21 protein-coding genes and 1 riboswitch are annotated in these 21,839 nt (G+C 40.2%); of the genes, 11 read left to right on the top strand and 10 right to left on the bottom strand.

What is annotated here, in order from left to right; all coding sequences use genetic code 11:
• Nucleotides 1–6: 6 nt before the first annotated feature.
• On the bottom strand, nt 7–231 hold the full coding sequence (locus tag U5J89_RS12860; protein ID WP_322576043.1) for a twin-arginine translocase TatA/TatE family subunit: 225 nt from the start codon (nt 229–231) through the stop codon (nt 7–9).
• Between the two features lie 194 nt (nt 232–425).
• Here U5J89_RS12860 and U5J89_RS12855 point away from each other — a divergent pair, with 194 nt between their 5' ends.
• The 4 genes from U5J89_RS12855 to rlmD all read left to right on the top strand — a co-directional run bounded on the left by U5J89_RS12855 (nt 426) and on the right by rlmD (nt 5,253).
• Complete coding sequence (locus U5J89_RS12855; protein WP_322576042.1) at nt 426–680, top strand: DUF2795 domain-containing protein; 255 nt, start codon at nt 426–428, stop codon at nt 678–680.
• Between the two features lie 89 nt (nt 681–769).
• Nucleotides 770–3,193 (top strand): BamA/TamA family outer membrane protein, encoded by a 2,424-nt coding sequence (locus U5J89_RS12850; protein WP_322576041.1) that lies wholly within the window; start codon nt 770–772, stop codon nt 3,191–3,193.
• Between the two features lie 102 nt (nt 3,194–3,295).
• Nucleotides 3,296–3,817, top strand: coding sequence for a cyclic nucleotide-binding domain-containing protein (locus U5J89_RS12845; RefSeq protein WP_322576040.1), 522 nt, complete (start codon nt 3,296–3,298; stop codon nt 3,815–3,817).
• A gap of 26 nt (nt 3,818–3,843) precedes the next feature.
• The gene (rlmD, locus tag U5J89_RS12840; RefSeq protein ID WP_322576039.1) at nt 3,844–5,253 is read left to right on the top strand and encodes a 23S rRNA (uracil(1939)-C(5))-methyltransferase RlmD; all 1,410 of its coding nucleotides are present in this window, start codon (nt 3,844–3,846) and stop codon (nt 5,251–5,253) included.
• Nucleotides 5,254–5,273: 20 nt separating this feature from the next.
• Here rlmD and U5J89_RS12835 read toward each other — a convergent pair whose 3' ends face one another.
• Nucleotides 5,274–6,365, bottom strand: a complete 1,092-nt coding sequence (locus tag U5J89_RS12835; protein ID WP_322576038.1) for a lactonase family protein — start codon at nt 6,363–6,365, stop codon at nt 5,274–5,276.
• Nucleotides 6,366–6,520: 155 nt separating this feature from the next.
• Nucleotides 6,521–8,029, bottom strand: coding sequence for a S10 family peptidase (locus U5J89_RS12830; RefSeq protein ID WP_322576037.1), 1,509 nt, complete (start codon nt 8,027–8,029; stop codon nt 6,521–6,523).
• Between the two features lie 177 nt (nt 8,030–8,206).
• Here U5J89_RS12830 and U5J89_RS12825 point away from each other — a divergent pair, with 177 nt between their 5' ends.
• A complete protein-coding gene (locus U5J89_RS12825; RefSeq protein WP_322576036.1) occupies nt 8,207–9,682 on the top strand; it encodes a phytoene desaturase family protein in 1,476 nt (491 codons plus the stop codon).
• A gap of 2 nt (nt 9,683–9,684) precedes the next feature.
• Here the strand turns inward: U5J89_RS12825 and U5J89_RS12820 are convergent, their stop codons facing one another.
• The gene (locus U5J89_RS12820; RefSeq protein ID WP_322576035.1) at nt 9,685–10,191 is read right to left on the bottom strand and encodes a metallophosphoesterase family protein; all 507 of its coding nucleotides are present in this window, start codon (nt 10,189–10,191) and stop codon (nt 9,685–9,687) included.
• Nucleotides 10,192–10,295: 104 nt separating this feature from the next.
• Between U5J89_RS12820 and U5J89_RS12815 the strand changes: the two genes are divergently transcribed.
• The 4 genes from U5J89_RS12815 to U5J89_RS12800 all read left to right on the top strand — a co-directional run bounded on the left by U5J89_RS12815 (nt 10,296) and on the right by U5J89_RS12800 (nt 13,698).
• On the top strand, nt 10,296–11,315 hold the full coding sequence (locus U5J89_RS12815; RefSeq protein WP_322576034.1) for a glycosyltransferase family 2 protein: 1,020 nt from the start codon (nt 10,296–10,298) through the stop codon (nt 11,313–11,315).
• 6 nt (nt 11,316–11,321) lie between these two features.
• Nucleotides 11,322–11,933: a hypothetical protein gene (locus tag U5J89_RS12810; protein ID WP_322576033.1), complete on the top strand. Its 612-nt coding sequence runs from the start codon at nt 11,322–11,324 to the stop codon at nt 11,931–11,933.
• 84 nt (nt 11,934–12,017) lie between these two features.
• Nucleotides 12,018–12,947, top strand: a complete 930-nt coding sequence (locus tag U5J89_RS12805) for a DUF1684 domain-containing protein (protein WP_322576032.1) — start codon at nt 12,018–12,020, stop codon at nt 12,945–12,947.
• 1 nt (nt 12,948) lies between these two features.
• Nucleotides 12,949–13,698, top strand: coding sequence for a class I SAM-dependent methyltransferase (locus U5J89_RS12800; protein ID WP_322576031.1), 750 nt, complete (start codon nt 12,949–12,951; stop codon nt 13,696–13,698).
• Here U5J89_RS12800 and U5J89_RS12795 read toward each other — a convergent pair whose 3' ends face one another.
• The 3 genes from U5J89_RS12795 to U5J89_RS12785 form a co-directional block, all read right to left on the bottom strand.
• A complete protein-coding gene (locus tag U5J89_RS12795) occupies nt 13,699–13,863 on the bottom strand; it encodes a hypothetical protein (RefSeq protein ID WP_322576030.1) in 165 nt (54 codons plus the stop codon).
• A 206-nt stretch (nt 13,864–14,069) separates the two neighbouring features.
• The gene (locus U5J89_RS12790; protein WP_322576029.1) at nt 14,070–14,231 is read right to left on the bottom strand and encodes a hypothetical protein; all 162 of its coding nucleotides are present in this window, start codon (nt 14,229–14,231) and stop codon (nt 14,070–14,072) included.
• Between the two features lie 71 nt (nt 14,232–14,302).
• Nucleotides 14,303–15,232 carry a hypothetical protein gene (locus U5J89_RS12785; protein WP_322576028.1) on the bottom strand — a complete coding sequence of 310 codons (930 nt, stop codon included), beginning with the start codon at nt 15,230–15,232 and terminating at the stop codon, nt 14,303–14,305.
• A 167-nt stretch (nt 15,233–15,399) separates the two neighbouring features.
• Between U5J89_RS12785 and U5J89_RS12780 the strand changes: the two genes are divergently transcribed.
• Nucleotides 15,400–16,188 (top strand): bacteriorhodopsin-like, encoded by a 789-nt coding sequence (locus U5J89_RS12780; RefSeq protein ID WP_322576027.1) that lies wholly within the window; start codon nt 15,400–15,402, stop codon nt 16,186–16,188.
• A gap of 96 nt (nt 16,189–16,284) precedes the next feature.
• Nucleotides 16,285–17,205, top strand: coding sequence for a Brp/Blh family beta-carotene 15,15'-dioxygenase (locus U5J89_RS12775; RefSeq protein ID WP_322576026.1), 921 nt, complete (start codon nt 16,285–16,287; stop codon nt 17,203–17,205).
• A gap of 30 nt (nt 17,206–17,235) precedes the next feature.
• Here U5J89_RS12775 and nfo read toward each other — a convergent pair whose 3' ends face one another.
• From nfo to U5J89_RS12760, 3 genes are all read right to left on the bottom strand, one after another.
• Nucleotides 17,236–18,084, bottom strand: a complete 849-nt coding sequence (gene nfo / locus U5J89_RS12770) for a deoxyribonuclease IV (RefSeq protein ID WP_322576025.1) — start codon at nt 18,082–18,084, stop codon at nt 17,236–17,238.
• A gap of 120 nt (nt 18,085–18,204) precedes the next feature.
• On the bottom strand, nt 18,205–18,624 hold the full coding sequence (locus tag U5J89_RS12765; RefSeq protein ID WP_322576024.1) for a DUF1761 domain-containing protein: 420 nt from the start codon (nt 18,622–18,624) through the stop codon (nt 18,205–18,207).
• Between the two features lie 433 nt (nt 18,625–19,057).
• Nucleotides 19,058–19,153, top strand: a riboswitch (TPP riboswitch).
• On the bottom strand, nt 19,152–21,830 hold the full coding sequence (locus U5J89_RS12760) for a cation-transporting P-type ATPase (RefSeq protein ID WP_322576023.1): 2,679 nt from the start codon (nt 21,828–21,830) through the stop codon (nt 19,152–19,154). It overlaps the preceding riboswitch by 2 nt.
• Nucleotides 21,831–21,839 lie beyond the last annotated feature (9 nt).

Raw genomic sequence — 21,839 nt, 5'->3', positions numbered from 1 at the left:
ATTTAGTTAATCTTGCTGCTTTTTTTGTGTCTTCTCTTCAGAGTTGGAATTAGAATCCATACCTTCTTCTTGGCCCTCTTCCAGTTCTCTTTTTATTTCATTAGACGCTTTTTTGAATTCCTTCATCCCCTGCCCAAGTCCCCGGGCTAGTTCGGGAATTCGTTTAGCGCCAAAGAAAAGAAGTATTGCCAAACCGATAATCAAAACCTCCATTCCGCCGAAACTTCCCATAATAATTTCCTTTGTTTTTAGTTTACAATTATAACTAAGGAAGATAACAATAATTTATTAGACCTTTGAGTCATAAAAAGGAAAAAATAATTGCATTTTCCTTAAAAATTGACTTGAATTTAATGTGTCGAACCTTTTTATAGGTAGATAAGATTTTACTTGAACTTTAAAATAACAAAACTGAAATACATTTTATGATTTGGACTGTTGAATTAGCAGCCGTTTTAGATGAGGCACCTTTTCCCGCAACGCGAGATGAGCTCATTGAGTGGGCCGAACGTAATGGGAGTCCTCAGCAGGTACTCGATAATTTATATGAACTCGAAGAAATTGAACAAGGAGAAGATGTAGTATATGAAGGCATAGAAGATATCTGGCCCGACTATATCGGAAAGGAAGATTTCTTCCACAAAGAAGATGACGAAGGCTTCGATTACGACGATGTTTAAAAGAAGTTGATCTGAAAAGAACCTATTTTTGCGGTTGCATGATTTTATCATGCAGCCGTTTTTTTTGAATAATATAAGTCCAAAATTTCTTGAAAGTTTTTTTCTCTCGCGCTCTGATAAGCTCATTACTGCTCAGCGGTTTTTTACTGATCTGTGTAGATAGAGGTGTATCTCAGAATCTGGCTATTGAAAGCGATACTACCGATAAAGTTGTCCGTATTGTTCGTTTTGTCGGTAACGATAATGTAAAAGGCAATACGCTTGAAACATTAATCCGAACACAAACAAACCGGGAATTTCTGGGAATACCACGTTTTACGCCCTGGTATTTCATTTGGCAACTCACAAATAGTTGGGGAGAACCCCCTTCTTATCTGAATCGGGCGACCGTAGCCAACGATATTGAGCGCATCAAACAATATTATAAAACGATAGGCTTCTTGGAGGCTTCGGTAGATACTAATATCGTTGAGTTTAAGGAAGACAGAGTTGAAGTTTCTTTCCTTATTGACGAAGGACCAGCCTTTACTATTAAAACATTAGCCTACACCGGGCTTCCCGAATTCAAGGAACCTGAAAAGATAAACCGGTTTCTGAATAAAAGCCCTCTGACCGCCAAGCAATTAAACGACTCAACATTTACCGTTAATGAGCAGTATTCCGAGAATCAGCTTAATGTGGAGCGTAACAGACTTATCAACTTTCTAAAAAATAATGGATATGCTGCCGTTCAGCGTGATTCGGTAAATTTGCTGGTTAAAAGAGATACAACCAAACCCAACCAGCTTGATGCCCTCTTTACCATCAATCCAGGAAAAAAGTATAGATTTGGTGATCTATATATTAGTCTTAGTGGTCCTGGCGACTCTCTGCGTTACAATCAAACTGATACCCTTCGGCAATCTCCTTTTACCATCAATAACAAATCCATTTTTCTTAAAAAGGGAGAATCTACCCAAACAAAATTCGAGCTATTAACCAATCAGGTATTATTCAAGCCTGGTGATATATTTAACCAATCCCTTTATATACGAACGGTTAATGAGTTTCAGAATCTGGGGATGCTCAATATACGTCAGTTTGGATTAAGTAAAGACGGTTCGTTGCCCGACTACTCCAAAAAGGAAATACCGGTAATGTTTTCACTACAAACCCTTCCCAAACATTCGATAAACTTAAATTTATTTGGAATGAGGCGATATGGATTTGGTTCAGGGGCTGGCGTAACATACACCAATAACAACTTATTTGGCAAAGCTGAAAACTTTCAAATAGGCGTTAATGGCAGCTTCGAATACGTACGATCAGAAACCGTCCGTGATATTGCTTCTGAAGCTGATTCCAGCTCACAGTCATTTGATGGTCGATTTTTTCAAAGTTTTGAAACCCGTATAGAATATTCGCTACCCCGATTAATTTTCCCTTTTTCTTCCCTTGATGATAATTTATTCTTCTCAAACGGACGTACCAGGTATTCACTTTCCTTTACACGCTCCGATCAACTGCTTTTCGATATCAACTCTGACATCAGATTTAATCTTCGTTACGAGGTACAACATAACCAGCGTTATTCCAGCTTTTTAGATCTTATCGAACTTGATCTCCTTGATACCGACCCTTCACCGGAATTTCGTGAAGCACTTCGCAATCGTTTTGGGAAAGATTCTTTTCAGCTCCGACAAATTGAAGAGGATTTTCGCCCCCAGGTTTCATCAATTCTCAGATATACATTTCGTAGTCAAAGAACCGATTTAATAAAAAGGGACCACGGCTATTTTAGCGAATATTCCATTGCTTCGGGAGGTAATATTCCCTATCTGACAGATCGCTTAGTTGTAACCCCAGATACCCTCGAGGGAAATTTACCGGCTATTTTCCCCGGTAGCCAAAACAGTTTGGCATATAGCAGGTTCGTTAAAGGAACAGCTGACTACCGACGATATATTCCATTATCCAATAATGCAGTATTAGGATACCGGGGATTTTTGGGAGTAGCCCTACCCTATGGCGAAAGTACTTCCGTTCCACTAAATCAGCGTTTTTATGCCGGCGGTGCTAACGACATTAGAGGATGGGATATTTACAGCTTGGGGCCAGGCAGTATCTCCCTGGATGATGTAACCATTAATGGAGGGCAAATAAAATTGCTTTCGCAGATAGAGCTACGACAACAGATTATAGGAAATTTTTTATCTGCTGATTGGATTGTAGCCTGGTTTACTGATGCCGGCAATGTATGGTATGGTCCTCGTACAAAGTTACCGTCTTCGTCCTCAAACACTAATGGCCAGAATACATCTGATAATGACCTTCAAGAACTTGTTGATAACGGTAAATTCAAGTTCAATAACTTTTACAACCAAATAGCTGTTGGATCTGGATTGGGATTGCGACTGGACTGGGAATACGTAATTATTCGACTTGATTTTGCATTTCGGATCCACGATCTACAACGCGGATGGTTCGAAGATAGAAGTCCTTATTTAACCTTTGGCATCGGTCATTCTTTTTAGCAATAATCAATTGTTACCATCCATATAGCTTAGTAGATTATGGATGGATTAAATCTATAAATAAATTCTTAAGGCATGTTTGGTTCCAAGCAATTCAACAATATGAAAAATAAGAGTGATCTTGTTTTCAAATCTCGTTTTTTAAAAAACTTGACCATGCTTGAGCGTTCGGAGTTTTTGCAATATTGTCACCGAAGACAATACAAAGAAAACGAATATATTTATTATCAGGGTGATCCCGGTACCGGCATGTACTTTGTTGAGGATGGTAAAGTAGAGCTTATTGTTGAACCTGAACCAGGTACCCAGGATGAAGAAACACATAGCTATGTAATTGAATCTCCTGAAAGCTTTGGAGCCCTTTCTATTGGTTATGAACTGCGTCGCATTTCAAGTGCCAAATGTCTTACAGATTGTACCCTTCTTGGATTCTTCAAACCGGATTTTGAAACACTCAAAAAACGACATCCCACCATTGCCGTTAAGTTTATGGAAACACTTGCAATGATTGCAATGAAGCAGCTCGAGATCACGACTAAAGAGCTTAAAAAGGCAAGTTCAGCTGAACGTGCCTTCTCATTGCAATTCCAGACTTATATGGAACCCCAAAAAGAGGAAAATTAATTTTTTAAATATTTTAGTGGTAGAAAATGGCTATAAAAAAAGGGGATGACGTAGAGCTTACGATCGATTCGGCGGCTTATAAAGGCAAAGGAATTGGCAAAATTGATGGATTAGCAATTTTTGTACCAAATACTGCTCCCGGTGACCGCGTAAAAGCACGTATTATCAAAAAGAAAAAGAGTTACCGAGAGGCCAAACTTCTTGAGGTTATCGAAGCCGGTCCCGATCGTATTGAACCAAAATGTCAGCATGCTAAAAACTGTGGCGGATGCAACTGGCAGCATGTATCCTATGAAAAGCAGCTGAAATTTAAGCGCGACCAGGTTGAAGATCATATGCATCGCATTGGTGACTTAACAAATATTGAGGTAAACTCTACAATTGCTTGTGACCAAAAGTTTTACTATCGCAACAAGATGGAATATTCGATGGGTCATAAACGGTGGTTAAGTCAAGAAGAAATCAACCGCGATGAATTTGTGAGTGACCGCTGTTTTGCAGCGGGATTACACGCGCCCGGACGTTTTGATAAGATTCTAAACTTAAATGAATGTCATCTGCAAGATCCTATTTCATTTAAAATCCTAAATTTCGTTCGTACCTGGTGTATTGAACACGATATTGCCCCTTATAATCGCATAGATCATGAAGGATTTATGCGAAATCTTATTATTCGGAAGGCCCATTATACCGATGATCTGATGGTGAATATAGTTACCTACAAGGATGATCAGGATGTGGTTGAAGCACTTGCGAATGCATTAATCGACGAGTTTCCGGATATTACTACAATTATCAATAATATAAATGATACGCGATCTCCTACGGCCGAAGGACGATATGAGAAAGTCCTTTATGGTCCGGGCTACATCACCGATCATATTGGTCCCTACCATTTTACTATTGATGCCAATGCTTTTTTTCAAACGAATACTGCCCAGGCTGAACAGCTTTATGAAGTTGCTAAATCATTTGCAGATCTAAATAAAGACGACATTCTATATGATCTTTATTGTGGTGTTGGAACCCTTAGTCTTTTTTTAAGTGAATACTGTAAGAAGATTGTTGGCATTGAATTAGAAGAGGTAACTATTAATAATGCCAGGAAAAATGCCCGGGAAAACGAGGTTACCAATGTCTCATTTATTGAAGGTGATATGAAAGATGTATTTACCGAGGAGGTTACCGATGAATACGGTGAACCAGATTGCCTGATCACCGATCCCCCACGGGCCGGAATGCACCCCGACGTAGTTGAGCGACTCAAGGAACTGAAAGTCCCTAAGCTGGTGTACGTAAGCTGTAATAGCTCAACAATGGCTCGTGATTTAAAAGAGCTCAATAAAGTATACGATATCCAAGAAGTTCAACCAGTCGACATGTTTCCCCAGACCTACCATATTGAAACGGTAGCAAAACTCAGGTTGAGAGGATAACAAACGCAGTTGACAGCGTTCTAATCTGTCGGTATTAATTTCAGGCACACCGGTTGTGATACCTCGATCTCGTTGCCGGTTGCAGAAAGTGCCCCATTTTCTTTATTTCGCTCAAAGATTACAATGTTGTCTGTATTTCGATTCGCTGCCAATAAATAATTTCCCGTTGGATCAATCGCAAAATTTCGTGGATGTACCCCACCGGATGAATACGAGCCAACTTTCTCTAGCGTACCATCCTTTGGGTCAATAGCGTATGTGACGATATTATTCAGATCCTCCCTATTCGAGGCGTAGAGAAATCGCCCATCGGGGGATACATGAATATCAGCTCCCGAAATCGCTCCATCATAATTTTCGGGCAGTGTACTAATGGTTTGTGACTTCTGTAGCGAATCAGCTTGATATTTAAAAGTCACAATAGTGCCATTAAGCTCATTTATGAGATAAGCAAACGTTCCACTGGGATGAAAAGTAAGGTGGCGCGGTCCCGCCCCTGCTACAGCCTGGTACGTAAAAGAGGGGTTTTTCTGTAAATTCAAGCTTTGGTTATCAAATGCATAGCCATACACTTTGTCAGTTCCGAGATCATTAACCAGCAGGTATTTATTATCTGGGGACAGATAGGTGCAATGAACATGCGGACTTTGCTGGCGATCTTTATTTACGCTGCTTCCCTCATGCTGAATGGTTACACTGGCTTTGCCGAGAGAACCGTCTTCACGAACCGGAAACATCGACACCGATCCACCAAGATAGTTTCCAACAAAAACTGCCTGTCCGCTGTAATCAATACTCACATAGCAGGGAGCACCGCCCATACTCGACTGCTTATTGATAAACGTGAGCTTTTCAGCTTCACTATCAAAAGCAAAAGCACTCACAGAGGCTTCTGAAGAATCGGCCCTCTCATTCACGGCATACAAATTAGAATAATCGGAAGAAAGAGTCAGATAAGATGGATTTTCCACGCCGCCGGCTACACCCAATGAATCAACGCTTCCGTCCTCAGCATTAAATTTATACAGGTAAATTCCGTCGCTGGCCTCATCCGTATAGGTTCCGACAAAAAGATAATACTCCGAAGATGCTGTAGTCGAAGAACATCCCATACTTATCAAAATTAAAAGAATTGCTATTGTTATATATTTAAGAGAAATCATGATGATATTTCCGGAATGTTAGTATTTTTACCTGCATTATTTCCCATAATTAAGAAAACCCGCAACGTTATCAAAACGTTACGGGTTTTTGTAGCTTATATGATTTAGTATTTGGCCGGCATGCCCTCTTCTGGAATAGACTGACGAATAAACTGACGGATATCTTCATTAGAAGTACGCAGATCCTCTTTTCGCAAGTACATCATGTGTCCGCTGCGGTATCCTTTAAATAATATACGATCTTGCAACTTACCACTGGGATCCATATTCCATATGGTATACTTTGCATGAAAATACGGTGTACCGCCATCAAAATAACCCGACTGTACCAAAACATTGAGATATGGATTTTCAGCCATGGCCGACCGCAGATTTTCACCAGTTCGATTATTGTCGCGATTCCAGGGATGAACCGGACCAAACATCCAGTATTGTAGATCGGTATTATATCCCAAACTGTTACGCAAATAATCATTAATAGCAGGCGTAAAAGCATGATTCCAAGCGGTTAAAGCCGGATCATAATCATATCGGTTACCTGCATTTTCGCGATCCTGTCCCCTATAGCGTGAATCCAGACGACCTACGGTAAGCTCTTTCTCATCGCGCAGTAACTCTTTCCAGAAAAACGAAGTAGACATCCGCAGGTTTCGATCCAGAATCTTTTCCTCAGCAATTCCGGAATAATAAGATACTTTCTCAGCTATGCGCTGTTTTAAAGAATCGCTTAACGTTCCGCCACGAGTAAGCGCCGGGATATACGTATCAACGGTGTAATTTTCTACTTTGGGTAATATCTCGTCTAAGTCCTGCTGCTGTAGTTTATCCGGCAATGCATTGTGATACCAAGCGGTTGCTGTAAAATATGGCAGGGTCAGCGCATCATCAACCGGACCATCGCGGTCAATGCCCAAACCTGTAGGTGAAACCAAGATTACTCCGTTTAGAAACATCCACTGCGATGATTGCAGCTCATTAGCTAAACCGGAAACACGCGTGGTTCCATAACTTTCCCCAATTAAAAATTTCGGCGACTTCCACCGATCATTTCGTGAGATAAAGGTGTCAATCCAGTCTGCCAGATATCCAATATCTGTATTTACTCCAAAAAACTTTTCCCGATCAACGTCATCATCCAAGATACGTGAAAAACCCGTATTTACAGGATTCACATATAAAATATCGGCTACATCCAGTATAGAATGCGGATTATTCTCTACCCCATAAGGCTGCACGGGAAATCCCTCATCACTAATTTTTACTTTCTTGGGACCTGTATATCCAATATGCATCCAAACCGAGGCTGAACCCGGTCCACCATTAAAGGAAATGACAAGCGGACGACGTTCGTCATCATCCACATCCGTTCGTTGATAATAGGTATAGAAAAGTGTGGCAATAGGTTTGCCATCATCATTCCACACCGGCTGATTTCCAACTGTAGCTGTATAATTAACATTCTGCCCGTTTATAGTTTGTTCGTGCTGCGTTGTAATTGCAGTATCTGCTGGTGCCTTCACTGACTGCCCTTTCACAGAATCAGCAATTCCCATAAATATGAAAACGAATATCAGTATTGAATAATAGGTATCGATATTAGTGGTGCGTTGCATATCAGATTATTTTTAGTACAGATTGAGAATTCATTAGTCCATAAGATAGTTTTCAATTTTTCAGATACAAATATTCATCTTTATTAATACGTGAAAGATTGTTAAAACTCCTCCAGCGCTATAAAGAATTAAAATGCATGGTTACAATTGCTCTTAGAATTCTTATAATCAAGCGATATGGATATTAAAATCATTGGCGCTGGCCTCGGTGGACTTGCGGCCTCTTGCCTGTTGGCTCATAAAGGTCATGATGTAACAATATTAGAAAAGAACAGTTCACCGGGCGGAAAAATTAATGAAGTCTCAATTGATGGATACCGCTTCGATACCGGTCCCTCCTTGCTCACCATGCCATTTATCCTCGAAAAGCTGTTTGAGTATTGTGATACAAAAATGAGTGATTATCTCGATATTAAACCGGTAGACCCTATTTGCCGGTATTTTTATCCCAATGGCATACAGTTCGATTGTTATCAGGATACATGCTTAAACACTGCTCAAATTCAAGAATTTGCCCCCAATGATGTGCAGGCATACAAACAATTTATATCATACGCTGAACAGCTTTTCGAACGCACAAAAGATGCTTTTCTGTATAATCCCCTGTACGGACTTTCGGATCTGGGTAATCTCAACTTTATAGATTTCTTTAAAATTGACGCCTTTCAAACCGTATCCGGCCGTATAGATAAAGAATTCGAATCAGAGGAACTGCAACAGTTTTTTAAGCGGTTTACCACTTATAATGGCTCTTCACCTTATCAAGCTCCAGCCACACTCAATATAATTCCATACGTTGAGCTTTCCCTGGGCGGATATTATCTCAATGGAGGCATGTACACTCTTATTAAAGCCCTTACAACACTTGCAGAGAGCAAGGGCGTAAACATCCATTATGATACCGAAATAGCTAAAATAAATACCGCTGATAATAGAATTACAGGTATCACTGATACTGCGGGAGAGTTTCATACTGCTGATATCGTGGTTTCCAATTCAGATGCCTCGGAAACCTATCTTAATATGGTAAACAAAGAAGATGTTTCATTCTTGAAAAGAAAGAAAGTTGCCAATGTAGAACCTTCTTGCTCCGGCTTTGTTCTTATGCTGGGCATTGATAAATCGTATAATGCACTGACTCATCACAACATTTTCTTTTCGGAGGATTACCAGCGGGAGTTTAAGCAGATTTTTGAGGATAAGGTAATGCCCGAAGATCCAACTATCTACATCGCCAATACGTCTTATACAAATCCTGAACACGCTCCTGAAGGAGGTTCCAACCTGTTTATTTTAGTAAACGCACCTTATCTATCTGATAATGTAGATTGGTCAAGCGAGGAAAGTTGGTGCAAAGAATTGATCATCCGCAAACTTCAAGAACACGGATTAACCGACCTTCGCGATCATATCCAATATTCAAATACCATTACTCCCAGAGATTTTTACCAAAAATATCGGAGTAACAAAGGAAGTATTTACGGTACTTCATCAAACAGCAAGCTGGCTGCTTTTATGCGTCCCAAAAATAAAAGTAGATCGGTAAAGGGATTGTATTTGGTAGGCGGTAGCACGCATCCCGGCGGTGGAATACCACTGGTCACGCTTTCGGCTTTTCATGCCGTAGAACTGATTAACAGATTTGAAGAATAGTTCTACCCTTCTCCCTTTTTACCAAGATTAATCACTTCAACATCTTGGATTTTGCCCCCATCAATAGAAAAACGAACACAAGTTCTATACACCTGAAAGCCGTATCGTCCTGCAGCACCTGGATTAATGAAAAGCATTCTGTCTTTCTCCTGATCTCGTCCAATTTTCAGAATATGCGAGTGTCCGCAGATAAAAACATCCGGAGGATTTTTTTCTATCTCATCCCGGATCGGAATGCAATACCGCCCCAATGTACCTCCGATATGGGTCATCCAAAAATTAATACCATCGCGCGTAAATCGCTGATGTAGGGGATATTCTTGGCGTATATCCTGCCCGTCAATATTGCCATAAACTCCGGTTAGCGGAGCTATATCGCTCAGGGTATCGGCAATTTCAATGGTTCCAAAGTCACCCGCGTGCCAAATTTCGTCCCGGTCTTCAAAATACTCCAGAACCTGGGGGTCAAGATATGAATGGGTATCTGCAATTAATCCAACTTTGATCATAGTCGATTCTTTATCATCTTCAGCTCTGCAATAACGTATGTTACTATTTTATGATTGCAGGAAAACATTAAGAAAAACAATTTATTGGTCATTCAAAATCAAATATGCCCTTTTTCAGCATCATTATTGTATCGTGGAATGCGTTGCATCATCTTAAAACATATTTTCCGAGCGTTGCTGCTACTGAATACCCCCATTACGAAATTATTTTAGCTGATAATGCCTCTACGGATGGATCTAAACAATGGATAAGAGACAATTATCCTGATGTAAAGATCGCAGAATTCGATAAAAATTATGGATACTGCGGTGGAAATAACAGAGCTGTACCCCATGCCAAAGGTGATGTCCTTATTTTCCTCAATAATGATGTCCGGGTTGAACCCGATTGGCTTGACGAACTTGCAGCCTGTTTTCAAAAAAATGATGATATTGCCGCGGTACAACCAAAAATGCTTTGGGATGAAGATCCCTCCTATTTTGAATATGCCGGAGCGGCCGGTGGATTTTTAGATACGTTTGGTTATCCTTTTTGTCGCGGACGTATTTTCGATACGCTGGAAAAAGATCAGGGGCAGTACGATGATGAATCAGATATCTTCTGGGCCAGCGGAGCAGCTTTGGCCGTTCGCAAGGAGCTTTTTGAGGAGATTGGTCCATTCGATGAGGATTTTGAATTTCATATGGAGGAAATCGACCTCTGCTGGCGTCTTTGGAATATGGGATACCGCGTTCGCTATTGTCCCGAGAGCACTGTTTATCACTTGGGAGGTGGATCGCTGCCCATGGACTCTCCCCGAAAGCTGTACTACAATTACCGTAATAACCTCAGGATGATCTGGAAAAACAGTAGTGCCCGTTCTATTACCCGGCAATTTATCGGTCGATATTTCCTCGATATAGCGGCAGCATTTAAAACGCTTTCAGACGGAGATTTGGAATCATTGAAAGCAATTTATCGTGCTCATCGTGATTTCTGGAAAGGATTCCATAATACCTATCAAAAGCGTCGCCTTCTGCAAAAGCAACGGGAGATCGAGGAAAATCCAGCTGTAATGCTCAAAAAAACAATCGTCTGGGAATATTTTATAAAGGGGAAACAAAACATTCAGCGAAATATTTAACCGATAATGAACTCCGACCAAATAAAAGAACAAGCTATTGCTTTTTTGAAAAAATGGTGGGCTTCCCTGCTGATGCTGCCATTTATGCTCTACTCCCTGCATCAGATTTATTGGGCTCTGAATTACAACATCTTCTTTGCAGTGAATTATAGCTATCCCTTTCCCCTCGATATTGTCTATCTGTTTGTTGATACCTTTTTATTAATCGTCCATGAAGCCGGGCACACTTTTTTCGGGCTGCTTGGCTTTCGTTTTCTAACGATTCTCGGCGGATCACTCCTTCAAATCTTACTTCCCTTGGGTATTCTCGGCTACTGCTGGATCAATCGAAAATATGTTGGACTACAATTTTCCTATTTATTAGTCGGTTTTAGCTGGCTGGATGTAGCTACCTATGCCGCAGATGGTAGTGCCCGACAATTACCTCTCATCGGCGGTTTGGGAAAGGAATCGCATGACTGGTATAACTTACTGGTTCGGATGAATGGGCTGGAATACGATTTTACCTTTGGCATTGCTTTTATTGTAATTGGTATTCTATGTTACCTGATGGCTCTTTTTATTCCCCTATTTTATCAAAAACATGAGCAGGTAGATCTTGACTTATCATTAAATTAACTGCAATAAATACCCTTATCTATAAACGCAGTATTTATCATTTCTGTTTAAAAGTTGAAGTCATTTTATCAGACTATTTCAATCATGATTAACTGGCAACATTTTACGGTATCCGGCATTGCAATTTTTATTCTATCTATGGCAATTATTAGCTGTAGTTCCAAGCAGAAACAAACCGAGGCTGATTATGCCAAAGAAATAAACGACTGGCATCAACTTCGCATTAACAACCTTTTGGGTCCGGAAGACTGGCTTAAGCTGGCGGGATTATATGAGCTGGAAGAAGGTCAACATAGCTTCGGCTCCGATTCTACAAACGACCTCATATTTCCCCCTATGGCTGCTCCTACAATTGGGACAATCAATAAAGAAGATACAACCGTTACCGTTCAGGTAGATGACGATGTAGTGGTCACACATAAGCAGGATACAGTCTCCAAAGTTACTATGATTCCCGGAAATGCAAGATCTGGCACCGTATTAAAACACGGATCGTTAGTCTGGTATCTCCTTGAAAGAAGAGGGGATTACTACATCCGTCTTGTGGATGAGCAGCATCCAAACCTGGCCGCTTTTGATGGCATAGAACGCTTTCCAATCGACCAAAAGTGGAAGATAAAAGCGAAGTTCAAACCTTTTAAAAGCCCCAAACCGATTACCGTCCCCGATATCTTAAATGAAGGTATGCAGGATACGCTGCACGGTATGCTTGAATTTTCCTTTAAAGGTGAAAAGTATAGCCTGGCACCGTTAAATCATCCCGAAAAAGACGATAAGTTTTTCATCATTTTTGGGGATAAAACCAACGGAGAATCCACTTATGGAGGCGGTCGATATATCTATATTCCAACACCCAATGAGAATAACACTACCTATATCGACTTCAATAAAGCATACAATCCGCCCTGCGTATTTACTGACTTTGCCACCTGCCCGCTTCCTCCTTCCCAAAATAAATTACCGATAGGGATCCCGGCCGGAGAAAAGATGTACAAAGACACTCAAACGTATTAACATGTCAAGTTCAGAAAAGCGATTTTCCAAACAAGCAGATCTGTACTCGAAATACCGTCCTGACTATCCAGAAGAGCTGTATAGCTTTATTTTTGAGCATCTAGATGAGAAGAAAACAGCCTGGGATTGCGCTACGGGATCAGGTCAGATAGCCGGATATTTGGCTAATCATTTTGATCAAGTTTTTGCCAACGATATCAGCGAGGAACAACTCAGCTATGCACCTCAAAAATCCAATATCACCTATCTGAATACGCCGGCAGAACATTCTGGATTACCCAGTAACACTTTCAATCTGATTACTATAGCCCAGGCTGTTCACTGGCTCAACTTCGACCGTTTTTACGATGAAGTACGCAGAACTGCTCGAAAAAATGCCTTACTGGCTGTAGTTGGCTACGGTATGGTTCGCGTTTCCAAGACGGTTAATCCCATCATTGATGAACTGTACGAAGAGGCTTTTCGACAGTATTTTAATGAAAATAGAAGATATCTGGATGAGCATTATAAAAATATCCCCTTCCCTTTTAATGAAATTTCCGCTCCTGATTTTGAGATTACCTATCAATGGTCGCTCGATCACCTGGAAGGCTATTTCAACTCATGGTCGGCCGTTCAAAAAATGAAGTCGGAGCTGGATAAAAATCCCGTTGATAAAACGATAAAACACCTCCAGCAAAAGTTAGGAAGCCAAGAGAGTTTAGAAGTCTCCTTTCCGGTGTTTATGCGTCTCGGAAAAATTGCGGAGTAGCTATTTCTTCTGCTTTTTTGATTTTATTTTAAAGTTAGAATCTCTTCTCACTCCTTGTTCCTTGCCACTATACATTTCCTTGAACTCACTGATGGTGTAAAATACACCTATGGCAAACAAAAAAGTTACTATAACACCGATCGCAAAAATATTTACTTCACCCATGTTGTCCACCCTTTGAGATTGTTTTCAAATAAACGCCTAAACTTAAAATCGAAGGAACCCAAATACCCACGAAAAGCCCTGCATCCTTATGTCCGGTAAACCAGAGATAAATGGAGAGTAAAAAGGAGATAAAGACGGAAGCAAGAATAAAGTAATCTGATTTTCTTAACATATTCATTGGTTGTTATGTAATTATTAATTTAATCTTAAGGATAAGAAATAAACTCTTCGTTAGTACGATATTCGTTATTAGATTTTTTCTTTCTATCACGTTCACGCTGGGATATTAACTCTTTTTTGTATAAGACATACCCTACTGAAAATAATAAGCTAACTAAAAGTCCTGCTGCAAATACCAGTGTCTCCATAAAGTAAAAAATCTAATTTCTCCTACTTCAATGTAAATTGGAATAAAATCGTTTAAACTAATTTATATTTATTACTGCGTTGGGTAAATCCTGTCTTCATCATTAATATCGAGCCAAGAGAAGTAACGGTAAATCAACTGAACAGCAATTCCGGTAAGAACCGCCCCAATAGCAACTAAAACTCCATATTCGTTTTTTACCGTCAATGAAATACGAATAAGTATAGTAGAGACAATAAAACCCGCATTTCTTATTAAGACTTCATAGCGTTTTGAGTATAGAAAGGATGCTATAAAAATAAGGACATCAGTAAAAATCATAACCGTGAAAAGGTCATCAAAAAACAGAGACTCTAATTCGAGGTCATAGTCCACTACCGAGTACGTTGATAAAATCACTTCGTTTACCCACTCTCCAAATGCAAAAGCAGCCAAAAAAATCAATAAGACCGCAAGGATTAAAGCAATAAACTCTTTGAACCTAATAAATTTATTCAATTTAGTTGAACTGCTGGCCCCTCTTCGATTTTTGGATGCATGATAAAAAACTCCCACCAACAAAAAGAGTATCAATCCGCCGCATAGATCAAAAATAATATCTAAAAATTGATCTGTTTGATCCCAAACCTCTGAAAATCCTGAAAAGTCAGATAAATCCTTAAATACCCGACGGATAATAATTAGTGAAATGATTTCATATTGCTTTTTGATTGACTCAGTAAAAGAAAGAGGAAGTGCTAATATCATAAAATACACTTCATAAACCAGGATGATACTAAAAGGGGTATATAAAGCAGATAAATAATTGGTATTTACATTTTTAAGTATAACGGATGATATGACAGAGCTATCCGCGATAAAAATGACGAGCAGATGTATTAAAAAAAGAGAGAACGCCAGGTAAATGAATAGTTTTTCGACATACGCTTTGCTTTCTTCGCGGTTTAAATAAGCATAGAAATCATGTCCTAATTTCACAATTGTAAGTTTGTTAGATTTCATACCCAAAAAGAATTTCGGGGATAAATAATTCCGCATTTCTTAATTCCCGGAATTATTTTCAAAAATATCTGAAAATTGGAACGCAGGTAATATTTCTAAAGTTTAGAGGTAAGATTACGAACTATCCTATAGTTTTAAATATAAATTCCTAATTAAATAAGGCAATTATGGATATAACATCACTATCACTTGGTGAATATTCACTCGTATATAATATGTTATCCTTTTCAATTGCAGCTATGTTGGCTGCCGGGGTATTTTTTATTCTTGCTCGAGACCGGGTATCTCCCAAATATCGGATATCATTAGTAATATCGACATTGGTAGTAGGTATTGCAGCATATCACTATTTCCGTATTATCGGTAGCTGGACGGGGGCATTTGAGCTTTCCTCAGCCGGAACAGAATATCTCAGTAGTGGTGAGCCATTTAATGATGCTTACCGTTATGTAGATTGGTTACTAACTGTTCCACTATTGTTGGTAGAATTGGTATTGGTACTTGACTTATCGCGCTCCAAAAGTAGTTCAATGCTAACCAAGTTAGTTATAGCTGCTGTTTTTATGATTGCACTCGGTTATCCCGGTGAATTACTTTCTGCTGACAGTATGTTTTCTGAGCGCGGCTTTTGGGGTCTGTTAAGTACAATTCCATTTGTTTATATCCTTTATATACTGTTTGGTGAATTAGGATCGGCAATGGAAGGACAACCAGAACGCGTGCGAGTTTTATTCCGTAACATTCGGTTGCTACTTATATTCACTTGGGGTTTTTATCCGATAGTTTATATGGCCCCATTTTTTGGTCTTACCGGATCAAGTTCTCTTGTAACAATTCAAGTTGGATATACCATTGCTGATGTACTTGCCAAAGCAGGTTACGGGGTAATGATATATGCTATCGCTCGTGAAAAATCACTGGCCGAAGGTTATTCCGTTGAAGAAGCATATGCTTGATAAGCAAAACTAACTAAAGCTGGTCACATTTATTTCGCCTCCGCAAAACTGCGGAGGCGATTTTATTAATGTCTTATGAAACACCGGTCACTCCCATTGGACAATGTTACGGTATCAGTATCTTTAATTGCAATACTGATCTCTATCTTAAGGCCAGATATAGCAGAAGCCTCAAAGTATTACATCTTCGCAACGGTCATGCTTTTAGTTGGCATTCCACATGGGGCGGTAGATCATATCATTAGCGGAAAAATGTATGATTTATCCAATCGGATATCTGACCAATTAAAATTTTACCTGCCTTATCTCACGCTAATGCTGTTAATGGGTGTTATCTGGTATCTAAGCCCCATTACAGGATTTATATTATTCTTACTGTGTACAATTTACCACTTCGGTCAGGCAGACTTTATTCATCTCAATATGCCAGCTGCGATAAAAAATGGTCTGTATATTTCTCGCGGTTTTATGATTATGGGACTTGTTATTTTTGTCACCCCATCGGTTTCGTTTCCAATAATGGAAAGCATCATGAATATCGAAATTACAGCTGGCTCTTTAATCGATCAATACAGTTATGAGATAGTTGCAGTAACCACGGCTCAACATTTCCTTTTATTGGCAATAGCTACTTTCACATTCAGAGAAAATTTAGACACTAATAGTTGGTATCTTCTTGGAGATGCTACTCTCATTAGTGCTTTATTTTGGTTTGCAGAACCAATAATCGCTTTTACCATTTATTTTGGATTCTGGCATTCCCTCGGACATGTTAAGGAATTAAAAGACTTTTTTTCAAAACAGAATAAATACTGGGGACCGCTACAATTTGCAAAAGACTCCTGGTTATTCACGATTATCAGTATTGCGGGACTTTGGATATTGTACGAACTAAATCAAGCATTTGGATCAGAAGAGCAAATGCTGGCACTACTATTCATTTTAATCAGCGCTCTTACATTACCTCATATGATTGTTGTAGATCTTATGTTTAAAACCAGCAATACTACAAATTAGCCTTATCTCAAGTTGACGATTGAATTCAAATTAGGACTTTCCAGCGAGTTCATAAAGCAGCTTAATTTCCTCCGGCCAGCGATCGGTATTGGGTGTTTCCAGAATCATCGGGATATCATCAAAGCGCTCATCCTTCATTAACAGCTCAAAACCCTTGAATCCAATTTTTCCCTCTCCAATATTATCGTGCCGATCAACCCGGCTGCCAAGTTCTTTTTTAGAATCATTAAGATGAACGCCCTTCAGATATTCGAATCCCACCGTTTCATCAAACTCCTTGCACATAGCCTCAAATCCATCTTCGGTAGATAAATCATAACCGGCTGCAAAAGCATGACAGGTATCGATACATACACCTATCCTGCTTTTATCAGCAACACCGTCAATAATTTGAGCCAGATACTCAAATTTATATCCCACGCTGGTACCCTGTCCAGCCGTATTTTCGATAACTGCAGTAACCCCGTTAGTTTTATCCAGTGCCCAATTCAACGATTCAGCATTGCGAACTAGACATTCTTTCACACTAATTTTGTTTAGATGATTACCGGGATGGAAATTCAACAGTTTAATACCCAATTGCTCACAGCGCTGTATTTCATCGAGAAAGGCATTGCGTGATTTCTCAAGCTGTTTTTGTTCAGGATGTCCGAGGTTAATAAGATAGCTGTCATGCGGCATTACAATATCCATGGAATAGCCCAGCTCTTCACAATTTTTCTTAAAGCCGTCAATATTTTCTTTGGTAAGCGGCGGTCCCTCCCATCGGCGTTGATTCTTAGTAAATAGTGCAAAGGCTTTGGCTCCGATTTCATAAGCTCTTTTGGGTACATTTTCGACCCCGCCGGCAGCGCTTACATGGGCTCCGATGTATTTCATTGAATGTATTGATTATTTGTAATGCTATTTTAAAAGAGTGGGAAATAATTTAAAAAGTCAGGCAAATTCAAATAAAGAACATATTCTCAGGGATAATCCCCGAGAATATGGTTAGTACAATTACTTCCAAGCACCCAAAATTAATCCCATGATGGTAAAGGCCACTGTCCAATAGCCACCGTTTATAAAAATATACTTCCATGATTTTTGCTCATATAAGCTATTAACCGCCAAAGCAAAGAATACCCATCCAAACCCAGCTAAAAACCCATAAAAGGCTCCCATTTGAGCATTCATCATCTCAGCAGCCTCGGGCGATCCAGTCAGGAAAACTGCAAGGTTAAACGCCATAATCAGCTCAAAAATAAAAGCGAAACCAAATACTTTTACCATATTTCCCTGCTGAATTTGCTCTTCTGTTAACCCCACAGCATTCATCCACGCCTTGCCAAAAAGAGGGCCATACCAAAGCCATCCCACTAAGAAAGTAGAAAGTGTTGCTACCAGTACTGCAAAAATATTAATACTTGAAAAATCCATAATTGTATCCCCGTAAGTTTTAATTATTGGATAATTGAAATTAAATAAAAACCCATATTAATTATATTTATTTTTATTAAAACACTAAGCATTAACGGATTAAAATTATCTTCTAATAAATTTATAGATGTAATCATACAGGATACTACCTCAATTTGGTATTACTAAAAGATGTTAGGCGTAGTGCAAAGTTCTACACGCGATACAAGGTTCTACCTACAGACATCCGTGTTGTGCTATATTATATTAATAACAGACTAAAGCGAGAGAGTTTGACATTTTGAAATTGCACAGCCTTGTGAATGCTACGGCATAACATCAAGGTAAGTCCAAAATAATGACCGGAGACTTCTTCTGGAATTGGCCTAAATCAGGCATTTCAAGTTGTGTGCAACGGTCTAATATTTATCGGTATATCAATACTGATAATAAAGCCAGCAGTTGAGGGTGCTTTGAGAAATCAAGGCTGAGATTATACCTCTATACTTAATTCGGATAATCCGACATAAGGAAACTGTTGGCTTTTTTTATTGATTGATGAATTTTAATTCCGGTCCATAAGCTTTCCACAGTTGTCCAACCAAAATCGGAATTCCACTCATAACAAAAACTACAATCCATCCGGTAAATGTAGGAGGCGTAACTTTTAGAACCTCACTAAAAATCGGTACGTAAACCGCCATAAATAACAACCCGGTACATAACAGCAGTGCTCCCCACACATAGTTATTTGTCGTTATCGTATTATCCCAAAAACTAGAATCACTGCTTCGCATGTTAAACACATGCCATAACTGGGCAAAAGCAAGCGTTAAGAACGAAAGGGTTACAGCTTTATCTGCCGTTAAAAGCAGATATTCCATCCCAATAAAGAGTGATCCTAATACTGATAACGTAATAATAAATGCATAACCGGCGATTCCCACCCATTCACTTCTGCCCAGTATAGACTTTTCAGGGTTCCGCGGCGGCTTTTGCATAATCCCTTCTTCTCCCTCACCAACGCCCAGCGCCAAGGCCGGAAAAACATCCGTAACCAAATTTAGAAAGAGAATCTGTAGCGGCAAGATAGGCAAGACTGTTCCAATTATAGTTGCCATGGCAACCACCATCACTTCGCTTACATTGCACGACATCAGATAATAAATAAACCGGCGTATATTATTGAAAATTACACGGCCCTGTTCTATTGCACTCACAATAGTTGAAAAAGCATCATCAGTAAGTACCATGTCGGAGGCCTCTTGGGCAACCTGGGTACCTCGCTGTCCCATAGCAATACCAATATCGGCCTTTTTAAGAGCAGGAGCATCATTTACGCCATCACCCGTCATCGCTACAATCTGCCCTTTCTTTTGAAAGAGCTCGATAAGATCCAATTTTTGATTGGGACTCACCCGTGAAAAGACCGATGTATGATAAATACGATCCGCTTCGCTACTCTCGATATTCAGCTCAGCGATATCCGGCAAATCTTTACCATGTATTGCTTCCCGATTATCTAAATCAATTCCTACTGCCTCGGCAATAGATTCGGCTGTAGCTTTTTGGTCACCCGTTATCATCACTACGCGAATACCTGCCTGTTGGCATCGCAAAATAGCAGGTTTAACATCACTTCGAGGTGGATCGCTCAGTGCAACAAAGCCCACGAGCGTTAACTCTTCGTAGGGATTACCTTCCTTCGTTTCAGCTCCTTTAAATGCCAATGCCAGCATGCGCAGCCCTTCCTGACCCAATTTAAGGTTAAGTTCATCCCATTGTTGGCGCTCCTCTTTTTGTAACGGCTGCACTTCACCATCTGCTATAACTGTGCTACAAGCTTCCAAAACTGCCTCCGGTGCTCCTTTCACATTTACCCGGTACCCTCCATTTTCCTGTTTATTCCAAGTAGCCATCATCTTTACATCAGCATCAAAGGCTTCCTCCCGCACTTCTGGATATTGAGATGAGAGTTCTTCAATATCTATTTTTGCCTTTTTAGCGGCTTCAAGCAATGCAATCTCCAGCGGATCACCCGTTCCGCCCTTTTCATTATCATGCAGCGATGCGTTATTGCAAAGAACGCCCACCTCCAAAGCCAGCCTTAAATCACTGTTGTCCATTAGTGCTTGCTCTGACAAGGACATGTCCCGATCTCCTGACAGATAGATACCGGTGGCCGTCATTTTATTTTCTGTCAATGTTCCGGTTTTATCCGTGCAGATAACACCGGTCGCTCCTAATGTTTCTACAGATGAGAGTCGGTTGACCAAGGCGTTTTTCTTGGCCATTAGCCGAATTCCCTTCGCCAGGGCTATAGTGGCTACAATGGGCAAACCCTCGGGAATCGCCGCTACTGCAAGGGCAATGCCCGTTTCAACCATGAGATACAACTCTTTACCCGCCCAAATACCTGATCCTACGACGAAAGCAGCAATAAGTAGTGTTACACCAATTAGCCGATAGCCAAGCCTATCGAGCCGTTCTTCGAGAGGTGTTTGCTCTTGTTCCGCTTCCTCAACGAGCGATGAGATTGCTCCCAACTCGGTATCCAATCCGGTTGTTATTACGACTGCCTCACCGGCCCCGCGCGTTATTGACGTGCCTTTGTAAAGCATACTACTCCGCTCAGCCAACACCGTATCATCAGCAACCGCATCAGCCTGTTTTGAGACCGGTAAACTTTCTCCCGTTAACGCTGACTCATCAGCCTGTAACTTGGATTGTTGGAGAATACGCAGATCAGCGGTAATAATATCACCGCCCTCAATGATAACAACATCGCCCGGCACCAACTCTTCGGCGTCAATTTCCACAATTTTACCCTCTCGGCGGACTCTAGTACTTACTTTTCCCAGCTTAAAAAGCGCTTCCATGGAACGCACGGCACGCAGCTCGGTAAAAAATCCAATTCCCGTATTAATAACGATAACTGCTATAATGGCCCAACCATCTACATATTCCCCCAACCAAAATGCGAACAGTGCCGCCGCTGCCAAAAGTACAATTATAATACTCTTAAGCTGATCAATCAGAATTTCTGCTACCCCCCGCTTTTTGTGTCTTCGAAGCTGGTTGGGGCCATACTTTTGTTGACGCCGTTCCACCTGTTCAGATGAAAGCCCTTGTTCGGCATCAACTTCTAATGTTCCAAGAACACCGGATATGTCCAGTGCCCAAGGTTGTTTTTCAAAGAAAGGATTGGTTTCTGCTGATCGGTCCATAGATGAATA

This window comes from Fodinibius sp. (genome assembly GCF_034521915.1).
Classification (GTDB): Bacteria; Bacteroidota; Rhodothermia; order Balneolales; family Balneolaceae; genus Fodinibius.
The sequence above is the reverse complement of the archived record's forward strand: the minus strand, read 5'-3'. Positions and strand labels throughout refer to the sequence as shown.